Source organism: uncultured Henriciella sp. (assembly GCF_964005855.1).
Lineage (GTDB): Bacteria > Pseudomonadota > Alphaproteobacteria > Caulobacterales > Hyphomonadaceae > Henriciella.
The window spans coordinates 299,402-319,489 of sequence record NZ_CAXFSW010000003.1; the positions used below are offsets into that span (position 1 = coordinate 299,402).

Here is a 20,088-nt window from a genome sequence, read left to right on the forward strand (position 1 = left end):
GGCTGTTGCTTTAGAGCCTCACTGTTGCGCACCGAACACAACGCGTATTGTGAGGTAGAGATTGCTCGGCTTTCTGAAGCCAGGAACATCACAGACCGGCTGGACGCTGTTCCAGTGGCTCTTCCTGATTGCCGCTTTCCTGGCGGCCATGGTGACGTTCGTAGCCGTCTCGGAACTCGATCCGATCGAGCCCGTCAGCCGCGATGTGCAGGCGATGATTATCGCCAATACACTTATCATCAGTATCCTCGCGCTGATTATCGTCCAACGTTACCGGGCCTCGCGCACGCTGGAGAAAGGCGCTGAAGGCAACCGGCTTGCCCGGCGTTTTCTGCTCCTCTTTAGCCTCTCCGCCGTCATCCCTGCGCTGGTGGTATCTGTCTTTCTGTGGGCCGCGATTTCGAGAGGGTTCGATACATGGTTCGGGACGCGAATCGTCACCCTGGTGGAGCAGACAGCTGCCGTCGCCCGCCAGAATGTCGAGGAGTATAGCGATGTGCTGGAGGAAGACACACGCCTGATGGCGACGGACGTCAATAACGCGCTGGAGGGGCTGAACGAGGATCCTGAGCGCTTCTCGTCCTATCTCGGCATTCAGGCCTATGTCCGCAACATGCCAGCCGCCTATGTCATTGACCGCGAAGGCGATCCGCTGGCCGTGGGTGAGAATACGAGCGGTGAAGGCTATTTCCGCAGGCCAACTTCTCAGATGTTCCAGGACGCCGAGAGGGGGGAGGTTATCCTCTCGCTGCAGGAGGCAGACGGTTTTGCAACCTCTCTGATTTCACTGGACGGCCGTGAGGACACATTCCTCTATCTCGCCAAGCCGCTGGATCGCGACGCCTTTGCGCGGCTGCGCCGGGCCGAGCAGGCTCTCGAAGAGTACAGGATTGCTGGCGAACTCAGCACCCGGTCCCAGACGCTGTTTGTCGTCGCGTATGGCCAGATTGTGGCTCTCGTGCTCCTCATGGCTATCCGCCTGGCGCTTGAGGCAGCCAGTCGCATCACAGGCCCAATTGGCCGGCTTGCAAACGCGGCCCAGTCTGTGCGCGATGGCAATCTGGACATCCGCGTCCCGCTTCCCCGAAGCAAGGATGAGGTGCGGACCCTGACCCGGTCATTCAATGTGATGACCGAACAACTCGGGGCGCAGCGTTCGGCCCTGATCAGCGCACGTGAGGATGCAGAGGACAGGCGGCTGTTTCTCGAGACCCTTCTGGAAGAGGTGAGTGCCGGCGTCATCCGGATCGACGAGAGCTTCCGCGTCACACTTGCCAACCCGTCGGCGGAAAAGCTGCTTGACGCAGAGCCACCCGTGGAAGGACGCCATCTCTCTGTCGTTGCGCCTGCTTTTCTGCCCTATGTGGAAGAAGCCATGGCGAGCGGACAGCCGATTGACGCCTCGCTTGATCTTCGAACGGCCGGTGGGGCTCGCCACTTCAGACTGAAGGCGGCGCGCGACACAACTGGCGGGCTCGTCCTGACATTCGACGATGCGACCCGGCTCGTCACAGCGCAGCGCCAGCTTGCCTGGCGCGACGTGGCGCGGCGCATCGCCCATGAAATCAGAAACCCGCTGACCCCCATCCAGCTCTCCGCTGAGCGCCTGAGACGGCGCTATACCAAATATATTCCGGAGGATGACCAGGTCTTCGAAAAATGCACCGACACCATTCTGCGCCAGGTCAATGATATCGGCCGCATGGTCGAAGAGTTTTCTGGCTTTGCGCGTATGCCGAAACCGACACTCAACAGTTTCGACCTTGCCAAGCTCATCGACGAAACGGGCTTTGCCCAGCAGGTGGTGAGTCCCGACATTGAGGTTGACATACACCACGCCCGCAAGCCGCTGATCATCGCTGCGGACGAACGCTTGCTCGGGCAGGCAATTGGGAACATCGTGAAAAACGCGGCCGAAGCCATCGAGCGGCTTACCGATGTCGAAGAAAAACAGGGCACTATAGAGATTCGGACTGAGGAGGCTGAAGACTCCATCGCGATTGTCATAGAAGACAATGGTCCGGGCTTCCCCGAAGAAGCACGCGAACGCCTGCTGGAACCCTATGTGACCACACGCGAGAAGGGGACAGGCTTGGGCCTTGCAATCGTCAACAGGATCATTGTCGATCATGGCGGCTCGATCCAGTTGCAGGGGCGGGAAGGCTCAAGAAACGGCGCACGTGTGCGAATCATGTTGCCCAAGCAGGCCGATCTGGAAGAACTCGAAGATGATGCTGAGTCCACGGAGGTGCTCTCATGACCACTGACATCCTTGTCGTAGACGATGAGCCCGATATCCGGGACCTTATCTCCGGGGTCCTGGAAGATGAGGGCTACGCTGTGCGCAGCGCAGCAACCGCCGAGAAAGCGCTGGAAGAGGTTCGGATGCGCGCGCCCGGCCTCGTCATCCTCGATGTCTGGCTTCAGGGCAGTGACATGGACGGCTTGTCTCTGCTTAAATTCCTGAAATCGATCGATCCGCTGATTCCGGTCATTGTGATCAGCGGCCACGGGAATATCGAGACCGCTGTGGCGGCTATCCGCCGCGGCGCTTATGACTTCATCGAAAAGCCATTCAAGTCCGACCGGTTGATCCACCTGGTCGAACGCGCCCTGGAATCCACAGCGCTCAAGCGGGAAAATGCCTCGCTCCGCAACCTTGTGATCAGCAGCGATGACTGGATCGGCAACAGCCATGCAGCGACCACGCTGCGCACCGCCATCGACAAGGTCGGTCCGACCAATTCCCGGGTTCTGGTCACCGGTCCGGCGGGGGCGGGCAAGGAGCTCGCCTCAAGGCTCATCCACGCCCATTCCAACCGCCAGAACGGTCCTTTTGTGGTGGTCAGCGCGGCGAATATCGCGCCCGACCTGATGGAGCAGGAGCTCTTTGGCGAAGAGGATCATGATGGCCGCCCGAAACGCATCGGCCTCTTTGAGAAGGCGCATACGGGCACTCTGTTGCTGGACGAAGTGGCGGACATGCCGCTCGGGACCCAGAACAAGATCCTGCGGGTGCTGACCGAGCAGCGTTTCCAGCGGGTGGGCGGAAAGTCGGATGTGCATGTCGATGTGCGGGTCATGTCGGCGTCGACAAAGGACCTCAAGGAAGAAATCGCCGCCAAGCGTTTTCGCGAAGATCTTTTCTATCGGCTGAGTGTGGTCCCTATCCGGGTGCCGTCGCTGGCGGAACGGCGCGATGACATTCCCGCACTTATCGATCATTTTACGGGCAAGATCGCCGACAGCTCGGGGCTTAATGCGCGCTCGTTCTCGTCCGAAGCAATTGCCGTCCTGCAATCAATGGATTGGCCGGGCAATGTGCGTCAGCTCAAGAATCTGGTCGAGCGCATACTCATCCTGTCGCCGCACGATGCCAGACGGCCGGTTTCCGTCGATGAACTGCCCCAGGAGCGCAGCGGTATATCGGGTGGCGGCAACCCCTCGGCGTCTGCGGATCTTGTCGGCCTTTCGCTCCGGGACGCCCGGGAACAGTTCGAGCGGGAATATCTGACGCTCCAGATTACCCGTTTCGATGGAAACATCTCGCGGACAGCTGAATTCATCGGTATGGAAAGATCGGCCCTGCACCGGAAACTCAAGGCGCTGGGCGTGAATGCCTCTGCGTCGCGATCGGAAGTCTAGCCATGCGCGTAATCATTTGCGGTGCCGGCCGGGTCGGGCAGGGGATTGCCCGCCGGCTAGCCAATGAGAACCACGACATTGTCATGATCGATCAGGACACGAAGCTGATCGACATTGTCCAGACCGAACTCGACGTGCGTGGGATCGAGGGGCATGCCGGCTATCCCGATGTTCTTCAGGCGGCTGGCGCAAACGACTGCGATATGATCATCGCCGTGACCTATTCCGACGAGATCAACATGGTGATTTGCCAGGTTGCCGACACGCTGTTCAACGTTCCGCACAAGATCGCCCGTGTGCGCGCTCAGCAATATCTGGCGCCGGGCTGGCGCCAGCTTTTTTCCCGCGAGGGGCTGGGAATCGATCTCGTCATTTCGCCCGAAACCGAAGTGGGCGACGCCATCCTGCAGCGCTTCAGTACGCCGGGCGCACTGATGAGCGTCAGTTTCGGACGCGGCGACGTCCAGCTCGTTGCAATCGAGGTCCTGGCGGACAGTCCGGTCCTCGACACGGCGCTGGACCAGATCCAGGGCCTCTTTCCCAGCCTCAGCGCCCGGATCGTCGGGATCAACAGGGCAGGGCACGTTTTCGCACCGCGCGGCAATGACCACCTGAAGGTGGGAGATACCGCCTACGTCGCCGTGCTGAAATCCCATAGCCACCGGCTTAACAGCATCTTCAACCGGCCAGAGCCAGAGATGCGCCGCGTCGTGATCGTCGGCGGCGGGAATGTCGGGCTTTATGTGGCCAAGGGACTTGAGAAGCAGTCGGGCGTTCGTGTTCGCGTCATTGAAGCAGATGTCGGGCGCGCCGAACGGGCAGCCGCTGAACTCTCGCGCACCATTGTCATCCATGGCGATGGTCTGACACGCTATATCCTCGAGGAGTCCGACGCCCCGACAGCCGACCTCGTCATCGCGACCACGCATGATGACAAGACCAATATCCTCATTTCAAAGCTCGCAAAGCAGATGGGCGCAAAACGCGCGCTCTCTCTGGTCAATGCACCCGAACTTGCCAGCCTCGCTCGCGAAATGAAACTGGATGCTGTGCTTGACCCTCGCGCCCTGACGGTTTCGCGCGTCCTGATGAAGATGCGCAGGGGGCGGATCCTTGCGCTGCAATCTCTGGAGGACGGCGCGGCAGAGATTGCCGAAGGCGTCACGCTCGATACGTCGCCGCTAATCGGAAAATCCCTGGGTTATGACGACATGCCGAAGGGCGTAACGGCTGCAGCCGTCCTTCGGGACAATGAAGTCGTCTTTGCCTCCAATGAGGTGACTGTTAAGCCCAACGACCATGTCCTTCTCTTTTATGAGGCGGCCATGACCAGCAAGGTTGAGCAGTTCTTCCGCGTCAGCGCCGACTTCTTCTAGGCTGGCAAGCGCGATAGCGTCATCAGGCGAGGCCCATGAATTACGCTGCGATCATCAGGATGCTTGCCGTCTGCGGCTTCGGGCTTTCAGCTTCGATGGTTTTTAGCGGCATCGTGGCCTTTCTGCTTGCGGAGCCCGCGCAGTTTCGGGTTTTTATCGCGACGGCCATCCTGCTACTGACAGCAAGCTCAGCCACGATTGTGCTTGTGGGGCAGCCTGCGCGGCGCGCCCAGCCATCCGATGGCCTCGCTTTCATGGTGTTTTTCTGGGTATTCGCCGGCATCGTCTGTGCGCCGCCTTTCCTTATGGGGCTGCCCAATGGAAGTCCGATGGCGGCTTTCCATGAGGCTGTTTCCTGCCTGACCACGACGGGTCACTCGATCCTCGACCCCGCCACGGGAGAGCTCCCCGGCTCAGTTCTTCTATGGAGAGCCTTGCTTCATCTGGTTGGCGCGGCCGCGACCGTTACCTTTGCGGCAACCGTGCTTGCCGCGCTGAGCCTTGACGGACCGGGCATACACCGCACGCCGCTTTTCAGCCTTTCGGATGAGAGCTTTTTCGACTCCATGCCGCGCGTTGTGAAGGTCACGGCGCTTTATGGCAGCATCTGCGTCCTGCTTGTATTTGCGATTGAGGTCGTGGGCGGCATTCCGGTCCATACCGCCTTTGTCGATGCAGTCAGCGCCCTCACGACTGGCTTGGTCGATCCCGCCAGCGTATCTGAAGATGTCGTCCACGCCGCGAGGTCATTTGGATTGTCGCTTGGCCTCATCCTTGGCTCGCTCGGCATCTTCTTCATGATCCAGCTGGCAAACAGGCAGTGGCGTAAGGCGCTTGTCGATGCGGAAACGCTGACCTTTGGCATGGCCCTGCTGATCTTTTCCGTTATCGGCGTAGGGTTGGGTCTGACAGGCCTTAATGCGATTGGCTGGACGCTGTCGAGCCTTTCGACAAGCGGCATTGCGCTGGTCGACTCCAGTACGACCCACAGCCTGCCTCTTCTGCTTCAGCTTGCACCGTGTCTTGTTGGCGGGGCTGCGCTGTCGGCGGCAGGGGGCCTGAAGCTTGCGCGTCTCTATGTTCTTGGCCGACGTGTAGGACAGGAGTTCCTGCGTATGGGGTTCCGCCAGTCTCTGGTACACTTCCAGTTTCGCGGCCGCGTACAATCTGATCGAACGCTGATGGGAATATGGGTCTATCTGGTGGCCTATATCATTGCCTCGGTCGCTGGCCTTCTGCTCTTTGCCTTTCTGGGGCTTGGCTTTGACGACGCCCTGTCGACGACACTCGGAAGTCTGACCAACTCCGGACACCTTATTCCGCGATCCGAGATATCCGATGCGCCGCTATACCAGTTGCTGACGGTTCTTGGCATGATACTGGGCCGTCTGGAGGTACTGGCCTTGATTCCGTTGCTTACAGTATCATTTTGGCGTCGCTAGGCAGCTGGGACTTGCATTGCCCTGCCAATCCGGATAGCGCCAGCGAAAACGCATAGCGAACAGCTCCAGCATACGGATAAAGACCATGTCGTCGGATAAAAAACAAAACCTGCAGGACACGTTCCTCAATGCTGTCCGGAAGTCTCGTACACCGCTCACGATTTTCCTTGTGAATGGGGTGAAGCTTCAGGGCGTCGTGACCTGGTTCGATAATTTCTGCGTCCTCCTTCGTGGGGATGGGCGGCCACCCCAGCTTGTCTATAAGCATGCGATCTCGACGATCGCACCGGGCGCACCTGTCCAGCTCTTCGATGAAGAAACCACCGCGGACAAGGATTGAGCACCGAACTCATTGACCGCACACCGGCCCAGGATAGGGCGGGTGTTATCATTCCATGGACGCAACCGGGCGACCGGCCAGACCGTGAGCGGCTGGCCGAGACATCCGGCCTCGTTGAAGCGCTGGGCTGCAACCTTGCTTTCCTGCGCGCTGAGAATGTGCGCAAACCGAGTGCATCGCATCTCCTGTCCGGCGGTATCCTTGAACGCCTGAAGGAAGACATAGCGGCCTCCGACTGCACCCTTTGCGTGATCGATGCCGCCCTGACACCTGTGCAGCAGCGCAATCTGGAACGCGCTCTGGGCACAAAGGTGATAGATCGCACCGGGCTTATACTTGAAATTTTCGGCCTCCGCGCCCGGACCAAGGAAGGCAAGCTCCAGGTTGAGCTTGCCCGCCTGTCCTATGAGCGCTCGCGACTTGTGCGAACTTGGACCCACCTTGAACGCCAGCGCGGCGGTCAGGGCTTCCTGAGCGGTCCCGGGGAAACACAGCTTGAGGCTGACCGGCGAATGCTCGACCGCCAGCTCGCCTCGCTCAAGTCTGATCTTGAAGAAGTCCGCCGCACGCGCGGGTTGCAACGCTCTGGCCGGCGCGAGGCAGGTTTTCCGGTCATAGCCCTCGTCGGCTACACCAATGCCGGTAAGTCGACCCTGTTCAACAGGATGACGGGGGCCAATGTCTTCGCCCGTGACATGCCCTTTGCCACGCTGGACCCCACGATCCGGCGCATGGAGCTACCAGGCCTCGGCGATGCGGCGCTAGTCGATACGGTCGGCTTCATTTCCGATCTGCCGACCCATCTTATCGACAGCTTTCGTGCGACCCTAGAGGAAACGCTGGAAGCCGATCTCCTTATTCACGTGCGGGATCGATCAGAGGAGTCGGATGAGGAACGCAAGCAGGACGTCCTTTCTGTCCTCAAACGGCTCGAGGATGAATCCGGGCAGGAGCTGCCCCCCATCATCGAGGCCTGGAACAAGATCGACTTGCTGCCTGAGGATATTCAGGAGACGCTGAAGCTCTCGGCGCGCTCGGGTCTTCAGGAGACGCCGGCCGTGGCGACCTCAGCCTATACGGGCGAGGGAATCGATGATCTGCTGAAGCTGGTCCAGCTATCGATTCAGGACGAGCTTAGCACCTTCCTGGTTCGGGTCCTCCCGAGCGAAGGCGCCGTACGAGCGTGGCTCTACGAATATGGCGCGGTTTATGACGAGGTAGTGCAGGAGGATGGCAGCACGGACATCACTGTCGGGCTGAGCGAAAAGCATGAAGGCCGTTTCCGCTCGCAATTTCCCGACAGCGATCTCATCGCGACCGGCAACAGCTAAGGCTCATCCCACTTTCAGCAGGGCGTGGCGTTTCTTGCCTGCCGACAGTTTCACCGCATCGCCATCGCCGAGATCGGACCGCGTCAACGTCGCATTCTCGTCGCTGACCTTCTCATCATTGATGCGCGCCGCGCCTTGCTTGATGAGGCGCCGGGCCTCGCCGTTGGACTTTGTCAGGCCGGCAAGGGTGAACGCGGCCGCGACAAGCAGGCCGCTATCGAATTCGCTTGCGTCCACATTCGCCGTCGGCAACGCCTCGTCGGTGCTGCCTTCGCCAAAAACAGCCGATGCCGCCCGTTCCGACTCCCGAGCGGCTTCCTCGCCATGCAGAAGCGTCGTCGCCGCATTGGCAAGCGCCACCTTGGCCTGATTGATCTCCGCGCCCTCCAGAGCTTCCAGCTCCTCAATCTCGGGCATGGAAAGATCGGTGAACAGGCGCAGGAAGCGGCCGACATCGGCGTCTTCTGTGTTGCGCCAGAACTGCCAGTACTCGTAGGGCGATTTGCGGTCAGCATTGAGCCAGACTGCGCCACCAGCCGTCTTGCCCATCTTGCTGCCGGATGCCGTGGTGATCAGGTTGGTCGTAAGGCCGTAGGCATCACCGCCCTCGGCCTTGTGAATGAGGTCGACACCGCCGACGATATTGCCCCACTGGTCAGAGCCACCGAGTTGCAGCCTGCAGCCATGGCGCCGGAAGAGCTCCAGGAAGTCGTAGGACTGCATGATCAGATAATTGAATTCGAGGAAGGTGTAGGGCTGCTCATTGGTCAGGCGCCGGGCCACCGTTTCCTGCTTTGTCATCGTATTGATGGTGAAGTGAACGCCCACCTCGCGCAGGAGCTTCAGGTAGCCAAGCTGACCAAGCCAGTCATCATTGTTGACCATGATGGCGTCTGACGGCCCGTCTCCGAATTTGAGGAAGGGCTGGAAGGCCTTTTTGATACCTTCCATATTGGCCGCGATCTGCTCATCGGTGAGGAGCGGGCGCTGCTTTTCCTTGTCGGTGGGATCGCCCACTTTCGTGGTGCCACCGCCGATCAGAACGATAGGTTTGCCGCCGCAGCGCTGCAGATGACGCAGCATCATGATTTGAACAAGGTGGCCAACATGGAGGCTGTCAGCCGTTGCATCATAGCCGATATAGGCCACAGGATTTCCGCTGGCACAGTAGGCATCCAGCTCGGCGGGATGGGTGACGTGCTTGATGAAGCCGCGCGATTCCAGCGCGCTCAGGAAGTCGGACCTGTATTGGCTCATGCCGGTTTCTCCATTATCGAAGGGCGCTGCTAGCACGGGTCATGGGATAATTGGAACAGGCGACAGATCATTTTGAGCCGGTATGGGCTGCAGGCTTCATGTCCGGCACCTCGATTGACGCCGTGGATGCGGCCTTGATTCTCACCGATGGTGAGCGCGTCCTCGATTTTGGCCCCGTCGCCGAGCGCAAGTACACGCCTGACGAACGTGCAGCCCTGAAAGCCGCGACCGATGCGGCGCGGCAGTGGAAATGGACGGGTCCAAAGCCGCAGGGCGCATTCCGGGAAGCTGAAGACGTCCTGACACGAACACATACCGACGCCTGGAGGCAGCTAGTCCAGGGTTGGGACGGCCCCGTGCCCAATATCGCGGGGATCCATGGCCAGACCGTGCTTCACAGACCGCCGTCGCAAGAAGAAAGTGGGCGCACCCTACAGCTTCTGGATGCGGCGCGCGTGCGCGAGGCTTTGGGCATCCCTGTGGCCTATGACTTTCGGACTGCGGATGTCGCCGCCGGCGGGCAGGGGGCGCCACTTGCTCCGGCTTTCCATTCGGCGCTGCTGCGCAACCTTGGCGAGGAGCAGTCCAACGCTGTCCTCAATCTCGGCGGCGTCGCGAACGTGACCTACAGATCGAGGGACGGAAACCTTCTCGCTTTCGACACCGGCCCGGCCAATGGACCTATCGATGAGTGGATCGAGGCTCATGGCGCAGGCACGCACGATACCGACGGCAGGATCGCCGCAGCCGGCCGTGTCGATGAGATGTCCATCGACCTCTGGATGGACAAGCCCTGGTTCGACCAGACAGGGCCGAAAAGCCTCGACCGGTTTGATTTTGACGCCACACTGGCCCGCGGCATGTCGCTGGAAGACGGCGCTGCCACCCTCACCGCTTTCTCTGCGCAAGCGGTTGCGCACGCCATAAGGCATTTCGACGATACGCCGGACAATGTCATTGTCTGCGGTGGCGGGCGCCGCAATCCCCAGCTGATGCAGGAGCTTTCCAACCGCCTGCCTTGCACGGTGCGCACGGCAGAAGATGTTGGGTGGCTCGGCGACTCGATCGAGGCGCAGGCTTTCGCCTTTCTCGCCGTACGGACAATGCGCGGTCTGCCAATCAGCTGGCCCGGTACCACAAATGTCGCCCAACCGATGACGGGCGGGCGACTGACCGGTTAGTCGTCGTCGCCTTCATCGCCATCGTCATCAAGATCATCTGACTGATCGGTGATGGCGGCGGCTCCGCGCTTCTTCGTGTTCTCCGATTCCAGGCGCATCTTCTGCTCGTCCTCGATCAGGCGGCGATCGACATAGGCTTCGCACTTGGCGAGCAGCTCTTCATGCTTATCGACGAAGAAGTGGTTCGCGCCCGCAATCGAGTCTCTCTCGATGACTTCGCCTTTCTGGACACGTACCTTGGTCAAGGCGCGTTCCACATCCTTGGGCCCAGAAATCTTGTCATTCTCACCGGAGATTATCAGCCCGGACGCGGGGCAAGGGGCGAGGAAGGACAGGTCGTAGTGGTTGCACGGCGGCGCAATCGCCAGGAAACCGTCGATTTCGGGACGGCGCATCAGCAGCTGCAGCGTAATCCACGCCCCGAAAGAGTATCCAGCACACCAGACATAACGCGGATTCTCCGTCATGTTCTCCATATAGTCGAGAACATAGGCAGCGTCCTCAAGCTCACCGACGCCCTGGTCGTAGACGCCCTGCGAACGGCCGACGCCGCGCGTGTTGAAACGCAGGACCCCAAAGCCCCGGCGTTCGAACATCTGATAGAGACGGATCGTGATAGGGTCCTGCATCGTGCCGCCGGCGCGCGGGTGAGGGTGCAGGATGAGGGCAATCGGGGCGCCTTCCTGTGCCGGTTCAGTATAACGGGCCTCGATACGGCCTGCCGGACCAGGAATGATGAGTTCTGCCATGCTGGGCGGCCTCTCCTATTTGTCGCTGGGAGCTTGAACTGAATTGGGCGCTTTAGGCGAAAGCAGCAACCGAATGCAAGTTTTTGTGTAAGGACGGGCCGTGTTAGCCTATCTGCCAGACCATGATCTATGCTGATTACAATGCGACGGCTCCCTTAAGGCCCGAAGCGCGCGACGCGATGATCGCGGCGCTTGAAGTGGGCGCAAACCCCTCCAGCGTGCACGGTCCGGGCAGGGCCGCGCGCAAGGTGCTGGAAACGGCGAGGCGCCAGGTCGCGTCAGCCATCTCCGGTATCCCTCAGGACCTTGTCTTCACTTCGGGCGGGACTGAGGCGATTGCACTCGCCATTCATGGGGTTGTGCGCCAGCTTGAGGGCAACTGCACCTTGCTTGTCTCTGCGATCGAGCATGAGGCCGCCGCCCAGAATGCCGGATATTCAGGTGCGCCGGTTCAGACCGTATACGTCAGCTCAGCTGGCCAGATCGATCTTGATGACCTCTCCAACCGCCTGAACAGCTGGGACCATGAGCGCCACGGTACGCCCATCCTGGTTCTGATGGTCGCGAATAATGAGACCGGCGTTATCCAGCCCGTGTCTGAGGCCTCTGCTATGGTTCGTGAGGCTGGGGGGCTGGTAATCTGCGACGGAGTTCAGGGCCTGGGCAAGATTTCGTTGAATGTCTCGCTCCTCGGTGCTGATTATGTTGCGCTTTCTGCCCACAAGGCCGGTGGGCCGCAGGGCGCGGGCGCCCTCTGGATCAGGAGCGGCGCGCCGCTCCGGGCGAGCCTGTTTGGCGGTGGCCAGGAGCGTTCGCTTCGTTCAGGAACGGAGAATCTTGCCGGTATTGCCGGGTTTGGCGCGGCGGCCGAAGCCGCCGTGGGCGATCTTGTAGAATTTGAGAGCCTCGCCGCCTACAGAGATGCAATGGAGGCGCGGCTGAAGTCCGAGGCTGGCGTCACCGTTTTTGGTGAAGAGGCCCCGCGCCTTGCCAATACGTCCAATTTTGCGCTCTGCGACTTTCGCGCAGAAACGCAGGTCATGGCCATGGATCTTGCCGGAATTGCGGTCTCCTCGGGCTCTGCATGCTCCAGCGGAAAAGTGAAAAGATCGCTTGTTCTCTCGGCGATGGGCGCAGATGACGCTCTTGCAGAAAGTGCAATACGCACCAGCTTTGGATGGAAAAGCACGCAGCAGGATTTTGAGCTGACAGCCGACGCCTGGTTGAAGGCACTGGCTCAGCGCAAAGCGAAGGAGACGGCTTGAATGGCCGATGATGTGAAGGTCAAGGAAAGTATCGACAAGGGAACGGTCGCGGCCGCGAAATCCCTTGAGTCGGAAAACTATTCCGCTGGCTTCAAGACCGACATCGATACCGAATATGCCCCCAAGGGTCTGAATGAAGACGTTATCCGCTTCATTTCAGATAGGAAGGGCGAGCCGTCATGGATGCTGGACTGGCGCCTTCAGGCCTTTGAGCGCTGGAAGACCATGGATGAACCGGACTGGGCCAAGGTCGACTATGAAAAGGTCGATTACCAGGACATCTATTATTACGCCGCGCCGAAGCAGGGCGCGAAGTATGAGTCGATTGACGATGTGCCCAAGGAAATTCTCGAAACCTATGAGAAGCTGGGTATTCCGCTGCGCGAGGCAGAAGTTCTTCTGGGCGTCGAAGGCGCCGCCGATACGGCTGCCGATGCGCGTGGCAGCGCGCAGCCGGCCGGTAATCGTGTGGCCGTCGATGCCGTCTTCGATTCAGTGTCCGTCGCCACCACCTTCCGCAAGGAGCTTGAGAAGGCGGGCGTGATCTTCATGTCGATTTCCGAGGCGCTCCGCGAGCACCCGGACCTGGTGAAGAAATATCTCGGCTCGGTCGTACCACAGTCTGACAATTTCTTCGCAACGCTGAACAGCGCTGTCTTTTCGGACGGGACCTTCGTCTATGTCCCTGAGGGCGTTCGTTGCCCCATGGAGCTTAGCACCTATTTCCGCATGAATGCGGAAAATACCGGCCAGTTCGAACGCACGCTGATCGTGGCCGACAAGGGCGCTTACGTGTCCTATCTTGAAGGCTGCACGGCCCCCATGCGGGACGAAAACCAGCTTCATGCGGCAGTGGTTGAGCTCGTCGCGCTGGATGACGCCGAAATCAAATATTCAACTGTGCAGAACTGGTGGCCGGGCGATGAGAACGGCAAGGGCGGCATCTTCAACTTCGTGACCAAACGGGGCGACTGCCGTGGCCCGCGCTCGAAGATCAGCTGGACACAGGTTGAAACCGGTTCAGCCGTGACCTGGAAATATCCGTCCTGCATCCTGCGCGGTGATGACAGCCAGGGTGAGTTCTACTCCATCGCCGTTACCAATGGCCGCCAGATGGCCGATACCGGCACCAAGATGATCCATCTCGGTAAAAATACCCGCTCGCGGATCATCTCGAAGGGAATTTCGGCCGGCCGGTCGGACAACACCTATCGCGGCCTCGTTTCAGTGCACAAGAAGGCTGAGAACGCGCGCAATTTTACCCAGTGCGACTCGCTTCTGATTGGCGGGGACTGCGGGGCCCACACTGTGCCTTATGTCGAGAACCGCCGCGCAGATGCGCAGCTCGAACATGAAGCGACGACCACCAAGCTGTCGGAAGACCAGCTCTTCTACGCCCGCCAGCGCGGTCTGGGCGAAGAAGAAGCTGTCGCCCTTCTGGTCAACGGGTTTGTGCGTGAGGTGATGCAGCATCTGCCCATGGAGTTCGCTGTCGAAGCCCAGAGCCTTCTCAAGGTCAGCCTGGAAGGCAGTGTCGGCTAAACAGAGGGCTTCGCGCCATGCCACTCGCACCGAAGGATTTCGAACGATGGCTCTCGGCCTATGGGGACGCGCTGAGCAAAGGTGACGTCGACACTGTGCTGGGGCTTTTTTCCGAAGACGCCCACTATCGCGAAGGTCCGTTTGATGCGCCCCGGCGGGGGCAGGAAGATTTGCGCACCTTTCTTGAAAAAGAACTGCCGCCGCAGGACGATCCTGTTTTTGACTTTGAAATCATCTGTGTCTCCGGAGAGTCTGGCTGGGCGCAGTGGACCTACCGGTTCACCCGCGATGGCACCGATGATCCTGTTCGCATCAATGGTGTTCTGAAGGCCGCGCTCTCGGAAAAGAAATGTACCGAGCTTCAGCAGTGGCAGAACCGCCTGGAGCCCGGTCAGGGCGACCTCATGCGCGATTTCGACGCCTGACCGATACTGGGAAAGATCGCAAGACCGTCGAGAATCCAGCCGATTAACGCTCGGCACACGGATTGCTGCTAGAAACATCTGATTGTGTACACGTCGATCCGATTGGACCTTGATGGCCCGTCTTTGTTTCATATTGGCACTATTGGTCGCAGCATGTGCGACGCCTGAGCGGCCAACGCCCTATTATATTCCATATGACGGCTACGGCGCTTCGCCCACACATCGCGGCTTTGCACGCGGAGAAGTCATCGGGCGTGACGACGGCCGTTATGCCGCGAGCCTTTCTGTTGCCGATATTGGCCCGGCGCTCGACCGGTTCATGTCACCGGAAGGTGACCGCCTCATCCTGCTGCCAAACCGTCTGGACCGCTCGCAGCTCGATTTTTCCGTTGAAAGCCTGAAGACCATCGATGACTGGCTGAAGGATGTTCACACCGTGAACCGCCTTCAGGCATCTGAGGGCAGGGCGGGCGAATCACTGATTGCGGACGGCCGGGGCGACAACACCGTTTCGTTCGCCGGCCTCTATCTCGGCGAAGTGATCCGCGCCAATTCACAGTTGGACTGGCGCTGGGAACGGTTCGACCGCTTCATGGCAGCAAACCCCTATTTTACCGAACACTATGGTTTCGACCCCGGCCTGGACAGTTTTGTTCTGGTCGGCCCGCAGGGCGTTGCGACACCGATCAATACGGCGCTGAAACGCATCCTCAACGGCAAGGAAGAAAGCCTGCACTATATCGGCACGCTTCTTCTTGATCCCATCGATCTTGATGCTGCTGTTTCCGGACACGATTTCTACGGCCTAACCGACATTCGCTGACATTTGCTCCGGTGTGCGGCGAAACGGGCTTTGAAAACATGTCAGTCGTCTCTACATCGGCTGCATGTTGATGCTTGATAATCTGTCCGCCGCTGTCGGCGAGGATGATGGCCGCAAGACCATCCTGAAAGGGCTTTCGCTGGAGGTTCCTGCCGGCGAAGTCCACGCCATCATGGGGCCCAATGGCGCGGGTAAATCCACGCTTTCCTATGTTCTTACCGGCCGCGATGGGTATGAGGTAACCGAAGGCAGCGCGAAGCTGGAAGGCAAGGACCTTCTGGACATGGAGCCCGATGAGCGCGCCGCTGCCGGCCTTTTCCTTTCCTTCCAGTACCCGGTAGAGATCCCCGGCGTTCCCGTGATGACCTTTGTGCGCGCGGCCATCAACGCCCAGCGCAAGGCGCGCGGTGAAGACGAAATCTCCGCGCCCGATTTTATCAAGAAGGCACGTGAGATCGGCCAGATACTCAACATTGATGCGGAGATGCTGAAACGCCCCGTCAATGTCGGTTTTTCCGGCGGCGAGAAGAAGCGTCTGGAAATATTCCAGATGATGATGATCGAGCCGCGCTTTGCCATTCTCGACGAGACCGATTCCGGTCTCGATATCGACGCATTGAAAACCGTGGCTGATGGCGTGAATGCGCTACGCAGCCCTGAGCGCGGCATGCTGGTCATTACCCATTATCAGCGCTTGCTCGACCACATTCGTCCGGACAAGGTCCACGTTCTCGCCAAGGGCCGGATCATAAAGACGGGCGGGCCGGAACTTGCCGAACAGCTTGAGAAGGAAGGGTATGACGGGATCCTCGGGGAGGCCGCTTGACCGCCACCGACCTTCTGCCCGCCCTGAAGAACCCGACCGAGGCCGAGCGCCAGCTTGTCGATCTGTTCAGCGCCTATAATGGCGATGAGAACCAGCGTCGCTCGTTTGACATTTTTGCCCTGACAGGTCTGCCTCACAGGCGGATGGAGCAATGGAAATGGAGCGATGTCCGCCAGGCCGTCACCTCGCTCCAGGACGGCAGCGCAAACCGCCCTTCCGACATCTCGGCTCCGGACGAGGCTATATCCATCGAATTTGACGGTCAGAGCTGGTCATTTCCGGATGAGCTTCCGGAGGGGCTTGGCATCTTTCCGAGAACCGGCGGACATGATTTCGGTCAGGCCGACCGGTTGCCCATGGGCGCGCTAACGGCCGCCATGACGGGCCATGAGCCCGCCGATACGCTGATCATTGAGGTGTCGGGTAAAGTCGCTGCGCCGCTATCGATTACTGTCCGCGGCGGCGCGCGGTCTGCTTCATTTGGACGGCTTGTCTTCATCCTGCGTGAAGAGAGCCATCTTGACCTGTTCGAGCATTATTCGGGCGGCGCGGGCCTCGCCTCCTATCTGGTCGAGTTCGGGCTTGCTGAAAAAGCACAAGTCAGCCGGACCATTCTTCAGGAAGCCAGCACAAAGGATGTAACAGCGATAACCTCAACAGCGCACCTCGCGGCTGAGGCAAATTTCGAACAGACCACTCTGGCTTTCGGGGGAAAGCTGACGCGCATCGAAACCCACCTTGAGCACAAGGGCGAGAACGCAAAAGCTGTCCTGAATGGCGCTTATCTCGCTGCGTCGGGCTATCATGTGGATTTCACCACCCATGTCACACATGGCGCCGAGTCCTGCGTAACCAAGCAGCTGACCAAGGGCGCCGTTGCGGATGGCGGCCGGGGCATCTTTCAGGGCAAGTTTCTTGTTCCGCGCACGGTTGGACAATTCACCGATGCCGACATGCAGCATCAAGCTCTCCTGCTGGACAATGGTGCGGAAATTTTCGCAAAGCCCGAGCTTGAAATCTATGCCGACGATGTCGAGTGCGAACATGGCAACACATCCGGTCAACTGGATGACGAAGCGCTCTTCTACATGCAGCAGCGCGGTCTTCCCAAGACTGAGGCACGCGCGCTTCTGACCGAAGCCTTCATCGTCGAGGCGCTTGAGAAGGCGCAGGACGGCATCCGCGAGCAGCTGATAGAAGCGACCCGCAAATTCCTTCGCCGCGAGCGAGAACAGGCATGAAGCGGAAACTGGATATTGAATCTGTCCGCAGGGAGTTTCCCATACTCGCGCGAGAGGTGAATGGAAAGCCGCTGGTCTATTTCGACAACGCCGCGAGTGCGCAGACACCGGATGCCGTCCTCGATCGCATGTCGGGGCAGGCCCGTACGGCCTATGCCAATGTCCACCGCGGTCTGCATACGCTGGCCAACGAAACCACAGAGGCCTATGAGGGCGCACGTTCACGGGTCCGCGCCTTTCTCAACGCCGAAGGTGATGAGAACATCATATTTACCAAGGGCGGCACCGAGGCAATGAACCTCGTCGCCTCCGGCATCACCGACATGATCGAACCCGGCGATGAAATCGTGCTTTCGGTCATGGAGCACCACTCCAATATCGTCCCCTGGCATTTCCTGCGTGAGCGTCATGGGGCCGTTCTGAAATGGGTGCCCGTGCTGGAGGATGGCGCGCTAGACATGGAAGCGCTGGAGCGGGCTGTCGGTCCGAAGACAAGGCTTGTCAGCCTCACCCACATGTCCAACGTTCTAGGCACACGAACGGATGTGAAGCGCGCCACGCAAATCGCGCATGCTGCCGGTGCTTATATCCTGATAGATGGCTGTCAGGCAGGCGTTCACATGGACATAGATGTCCAGGATATCGGTTGCGACTTCTACGTTCTGACCGGACACAAGATCTACGGTCCAAGCGGCATCGGCGCCCTTTATGGCCGCAAGGAAGCCCTTGAAGAGCTGCGGCCTTATCAAGGCGGCGGCGAGATGATCGAAATCGTCGAGCAGGACCGTGTGACCTATAATGCACCCCCGCATAAATTCGAAGCGGGCACGCCCCCCATTCTCCAGGCCATCGGATTTGGTGAAGCCATCGACTGGCTGTCCCAGTTCGACATGGACGAGGTGCGCGCGCACGAGAGCCGTCTGCTTGAGAAGGCCACAGCCGAGCTTTCGGGGATCAACGGCCTGCGGGTGCATGGCACCGCAGAAGGGAAGGGGCCGGTGCTCTCCTTCAGCCTGGAAGGCGTGCATCCCCACGATATTGCCCAGCTTCTTGACCGCTATGGTGTTGCCATTCGTGCAGGACACCATTGCGCTCAGCCATTGATGACCCACCTAGGGGTTAGTGCAACCGCAAGGGCGAGCTTTGCGCTCTACAATACAGAGCAGGAAGTCGACACCTTCATCGAAGCGCTCAACAAAGCGCGCGGAATGCTGTTATAAGGGCTAGTGATGCCAGACGATATGAGCCTTACCGAAACGTCCGGAGCCGCCAGCACAAGCGAAGCGGCCAACACCGACTCGAAGATTCCTCAGGATGAACTCGACCGGCTGACCGATGAACTGATCGTGGCGTTCAAAACCGTTTTCGATCCGGAAATCCCGGTCGACATCTATGAGCTCGGTCTCATCTACAAGGTCGATATCGATGATGACCGCAAGGTCGATATCGACATGACGCTTACGGCGCCGGGCTGTCCGGTTGCCGGTGACATGCCGGGCTGGGTCGAGAACGCCGCCCGTACTGTAGAGGGCGTCGAGGATGTGGAGGTGCGTCTCACCTTCGATCCGCCTTGGGATCCGTCGCGCATGTCTGATGAAGCGCGGCTCGCCCTGAATATGCTATAGTTGAAAATCAGTCTGATAAGTCACACCTATTCGTCATGGCCAGAAGACCACGCCCCCAACTCGTCACACTTACCGACGCTGCCGCAGAGCGCGTTCAGGAAATCATGTCTGAAAAAGGCGCGGGTTTCCTGAGGGTCGGCGTAAAGAATGGCGGATGCGCGGGGATGGAATACGTAATGGATTATGTGGACGCGCCTGCCGACCTCGATGAGGTCGTGGAGGACAAAGGCGTCAAGATTGTCGTCGATGCCAAGGCAGTGTTGTTCCTGCTGGGATCGGTCGTCGATTATGAAACCACGATGCTCCACGAGAAATTCGTGTTCCGTAATCCGAATGAGACGGACGCCTGTGGCTGTGGTGAAAGCGTAACAATCGCACCTGCTGCCGCTGAGTAGTCCAGCTTAGTCCGCTCTCGCAGCCTCGGCCTCCCGAACCGTTTTGGCGAGCTCCGAAGCTTTGTCACACACATTGATGAACTGCATGACCTCCTCGTCGAGCGGAGGCAGGTCCAGAGTCTCATCGAAATATCGGCTAGCCTTGATCCGGATCGGCAAGTCCTGAAGCAGGGCACCCATGGCGATCGCGGCCTGCGTTTCTGTCTGATTTGCAATGACGTGATCCTTCCGGCGCACAAAGTAGCCGGCAAGGTCAAAACCATGGCTTCCCACCCATAGATGGACTGGAATTGAGCGAAGGTGGCTCGCCCTGTGGCTCTGAAAAAGGTCTATGAAGTCGACGCCTTCGAAACTGTACAACACGTTGAGGCCATACTCATCACTGCAAGAGAACATCAAGCCGGGCTTGTCTGCCGATGTCGTGTGCAGCGAGTACATTTTGTAATTGATATCTTCGCGTCCAGAGCCCCGGAAGGTGATTGTCCTGTCCCACACCCGTGTTTCCCAGCGGTCGCCTTCCGAATTCTCCGCGAGACCAACTTCGGCCTCAGCCAAACCAGCAGCCGCAAAAAGCAATATCACCGCGGCAAAGATAAATCGCATGATGGCGGCCCTCTTTACTCAA

Annotated in this window: 19 protein-coding genes; 16 read left to right on the forward strand and 3 right to left on the reverse strand. The window is 59.3% G+C overall.

What is annotated here, in order from left to right:
- Positions 1-61 precede the first annotated feature (61 nt).
- From ABNU55_RS07485 to hflX, 6 genes are all read left to right on the forward strand, one after another.
- On the forward strand, positions 62-2,260 hold the full coding sequence (locus tag ABNU55_RS07485; protein WP_290750290.1) for a PAS domain-containing sensor histidine kinase: 2,199 nt from the start codon (positions 62-64) through the stop codon (positions 2,258-2,260).
- The gene (locus tag ABNU55_RS07490; RefSeq protein WP_290750292.1) at positions 2,257-3,645 is read left to right on the forward strand and encodes a sigma-54 dependent transcriptional regulator; all 1,389 of its coding nucleotides are present in this window, start codon (positions 2,257-2,259) and stop codon (positions 3,643-3,645) included. The genes ABNU55_RS07485 and ABNU55_RS07490 overlap by 4 nt, the downstream gene beginning before the upstream one ends.
- A gap of 2 nt (positions 3,646-3,647) precedes the next feature.
- Positions 3,648-5,021: a Trk system potassium transporter TrkA gene (gene trkA / locus ABNU55_RS07495; protein WP_290750295.1), complete on the forward strand. Its 1,374-nt coding sequence runs from the start codon at positions 3,648-3,650 to the stop codon at positions 5,019-5,021.
- A gap of 35 nt (positions 5,022-5,056) precedes the next feature.
- Positions 5,057-6,463, forward strand: a complete 1,407-nt coding sequence (locus ABNU55_RS07500; protein WP_290750298.1) for a hypothetical protein — start codon at positions 5,057-5,059, stop codon at positions 6,461-6,463.
- An 85-nt stretch (positions 6,464-6,548) separates the two neighbouring features.
- Positions 6,549-6,803 carry an RNA chaperone Hfq gene (gene hfq, locus ABNU55_RS07505; protein WP_290750301.1) on the forward strand — a complete coding sequence of 85 codons (255 nt, stop codon included), beginning with the start codon at positions 6,549-6,551 and terminating at the stop codon, positions 6,801-6,803.
- Complete coding sequence (gene hflX / locus ABNU55_RS07510; RefSeq protein WP_290750304.1) at positions 6,800-8,134, forward strand: GTPase HflX; 1,335 nt, start codon at positions 6,800-6,802, stop codon at positions 8,132-8,134. Before hfq ends, hflX begins: the two co-directional genes overlap by 4 nt.
- Before the next feature lie 3 nt (positions 8,135-8,137).
- Here the strand turns inward: hflX and tyrS are convergent, their stop codons facing one another.
- On the reverse strand, positions 8,138-9,391 hold the full coding sequence (gene tyrS, locus ABNU55_RS07515; RefSeq protein ID WP_290750306.1) for a tyrosine--tRNA ligase: 1,254 nt from the start codon (positions 9,389-9,391) through the stop codon (positions 8,138-8,140).
- Between the two features lie 50 nt (positions 9,392-9,441).
- On the opposite strand from tyrS, the gene ABNU55_RS07520 reads away from it, so the two are divergent.
- Positions 9,442-10,572: an anhydro-N-acetylmuramic acid kinase gene (locus ABNU55_RS07520; protein ID WP_290750309.1), complete on the forward strand. Its 1,131-nt coding sequence runs from the start codon at positions 9,442-9,444 to the stop codon at positions 10,570-10,572.
- Here the strand turns inward: ABNU55_RS07520 and ABNU55_RS07525 are convergent.
- On the reverse strand, positions 10,569-11,321 hold the full coding sequence (locus tag ABNU55_RS07525) for an alpha/beta hydrolase (protein WP_290750312.1): 753 nt from the start codon (positions 11,319-11,321) through the stop codon (positions 10,569-10,571). The two genes, ABNU55_RS07520 and ABNU55_RS07525, sit on opposite strands and share 4 nt — an antisense overlap.
- A gap of 122 nt (positions 11,322-11,443) precedes the next feature.
- Here ABNU55_RS07525 and ABNU55_RS07530 point away from each other — a divergent pair, with 122 nt between their 5' ends.
- The 9 genes from ABNU55_RS07530 (at position 11,444) to ABNU55_RS07570 (ending at position 19,463) form a co-directional block, all read left to right on the forward strand.
- Complete coding sequence (locus ABNU55_RS07530) at positions 11,444-12,586, forward strand: cysteine desulfurase family protein (protein ID WP_290750314.1); 1,143 nt, start codon at positions 11,444-11,446, stop codon at positions 12,584-12,586.
- Positions 12,587-14,128 (forward strand): Fe-S cluster assembly protein SufB, encoded by a 1,542-nt coding sequence (gene sufB / locus ABNU55_RS07535; RefSeq protein WP_290750316.1) that lies wholly within the window; start codon positions 12,587-12,589, stop codon positions 14,126-14,128.
- A gap of 17 nt (positions 14,129-14,145) precedes the next feature.
- On the forward strand, positions 14,146-14,553 hold the full coding sequence (locus tag ABNU55_RS07540) for a nuclear transport factor 2 family protein (RefSeq protein WP_290750318.1): 408 nt from the start codon (positions 14,146-14,148) through the stop codon (positions 14,551-14,553).
- Between the two features lie 133 nt (positions 14,554-14,686).
- Complete coding sequence (locus tag ABNU55_RS07545) at positions 14,687-15,376, forward strand: hypothetical protein (RefSeq protein ID WP_290750320.1); 690 nt, start codon at positions 14,687-14,689, stop codon at positions 15,374-15,376.
- A gap of 64 nt (positions 15,377-15,440) precedes the next feature.
- Complete coding sequence (gene sufC / locus ABNU55_RS07550) at positions 15,441-16,202, forward strand: Fe-S cluster assembly ATPase SufC (protein ID WP_290750323.1); 762 nt, start codon at positions 15,441-15,443, stop codon at positions 16,200-16,202.
- A complete protein-coding gene (sufD, locus tag ABNU55_RS07555) occupies positions 16,199-17,443 on the forward strand; it encodes a Fe-S cluster assembly protein SufD (RefSeq protein WP_290750325.1) in 1,245 nt (414 codons plus the stop codon). Before sufC ends, sufD begins: the two co-directional genes overlap by 4 nt.
- A complete protein-coding gene (locus ABNU55_RS07560) occupies positions 17,440-18,663 on the forward strand; it encodes a cysteine desulfurase (protein ID WP_290750327.1) in 1,224 nt (407 codons plus the stop codon). The genes sufD and ABNU55_RS07560 overlap by 4 nt, the downstream gene beginning before the upstream one ends.
- A gap of 21 nt (positions 18,664-18,684) precedes the next feature.
- Complete coding sequence (locus ABNU55_RS07565) at positions 18,685-19,068, forward strand: DUF59 domain-containing protein (protein ID WP_348764287.1); 384 nt, start codon at positions 18,685-18,687, stop codon at positions 19,066-19,068.
- Positions 19,069-19,103: 35 nt separating this feature from the next.
- On the forward strand, positions 19,104-19,463 hold the full coding sequence (locus ABNU55_RS07570; protein ID WP_290750332.1) for an iron-sulfur cluster assembly accessory protein: 360 nt from the start codon (positions 19,104-19,106) through the stop codon (positions 19,461-19,463).
- A gap of 6 nt (positions 19,464-19,469) precedes the next feature.
- Here ABNU55_RS07570 and ABNU55_RS07575 read toward each other — a convergent pair whose 3' ends face one another.
- Positions 19,470-20,066 carry a hypothetical protein gene (locus ABNU55_RS07575; protein ID WP_290750334.1) on the reverse strand — a complete coding sequence of 199 codons (597 nt, stop codon included), beginning with the start codon at positions 20,064-20,066 and terminating at the stop codon, positions 19,470-19,472.
- Positions 20,067-20,088 lie beyond the last annotated feature (22 nt).

Coding starts and splice junctions, on each gene's coding strand:
- ABNU55_RS07490 (WP_290750292.1), top strand. CDS start 2,257: ATGACCACTGACATCCTTGTCGTAGACGATGAGCCCGATATCCGGGAC.
- trkA (WP_290750295.1), top strand. CDS start 3,648: ATGCGCGTAATCATTTGCGGTGCCGGCCGGGTCGGGCAGGGGATTGCC.
- ABNU55_RS07500 (WP_290750298.1), top strand. CDS start 5,057: ATGAATTACGCTGCGATCATCAGGATGCTTGCCGTCTGCGGCTTCGGG.
- hfq (WP_290750301.1), top strand. CDS start 6,549: ATGTCGTCGGATAAAAAACAAAACCTGCAGGACACGTTCCTCAATGCT.
- tyrS (WP_290750306.1), bottom strand. CDS start 9,391: ATGAGCCAATACAGGTCCGACTTCCTGAGCGCGCTGGAATCGCGCGGC.
- ABNU55_RS07525 (WP_290750312.1), bottom strand. CDS start 11,321: ATGGCAGAACTCATCATTCCTGGTCCGGCAGGCCGTATCGAGGCCCGT.
- ABNU55_RS07530 (WP_290750314.1), top strand. CDS start 11,444: ATGATCTATGCTGATTACAATGCGACGGCTCCCTTAAGGCCCGAAGCG.
- sufB (WP_290750316.1), top strand. CDS start 12,587: ATGGCCGATGATGTGAAGGTCAAGGAAAGTATCGACAAGGGAACGGTC.
- ABNU55_RS07540 (WP_290750318.1), top strand. CDS start 14,146: ATGCCACTCGCACCGAAGGATTTCGAACGATGGCTCTCGGCCTATGGG.
- sufC (WP_290750323.1), top strand. CDS start 15,441: ATGTTGATGCTTGATAATCTGTCCGCCGCTGTCGGCGAGGATGATGGC.
- ABNU55_RS07560 (WP_290750327.1), top strand. CDS start 17,440: ATGAAGCGGAAACTGGATATTGAATCTGTCCGCAGGGAGTTTCCCATA.
- ABNU55_RS07565 (WP_348764287.1), top strand. CDS start 18,685: ATGAGCCTTACCGAAACGTCCGGAGCCGCCAGCACAAGCGAAGCGGCC.
- ABNU55_RS07570 (WP_290750332.1), top strand. CDS start 19,104: ATGGCCAGAAGACCACGCCCCCAACTCGTCACACTTACCGACGCTGCC.
- ABNU55_RS07575 (WP_290750334.1), bottom strand. CDS start 20,066: ATGCGATTTATCTTTGCCGCGGTGATATTGCTTTTTGCGGCTGCTGGT.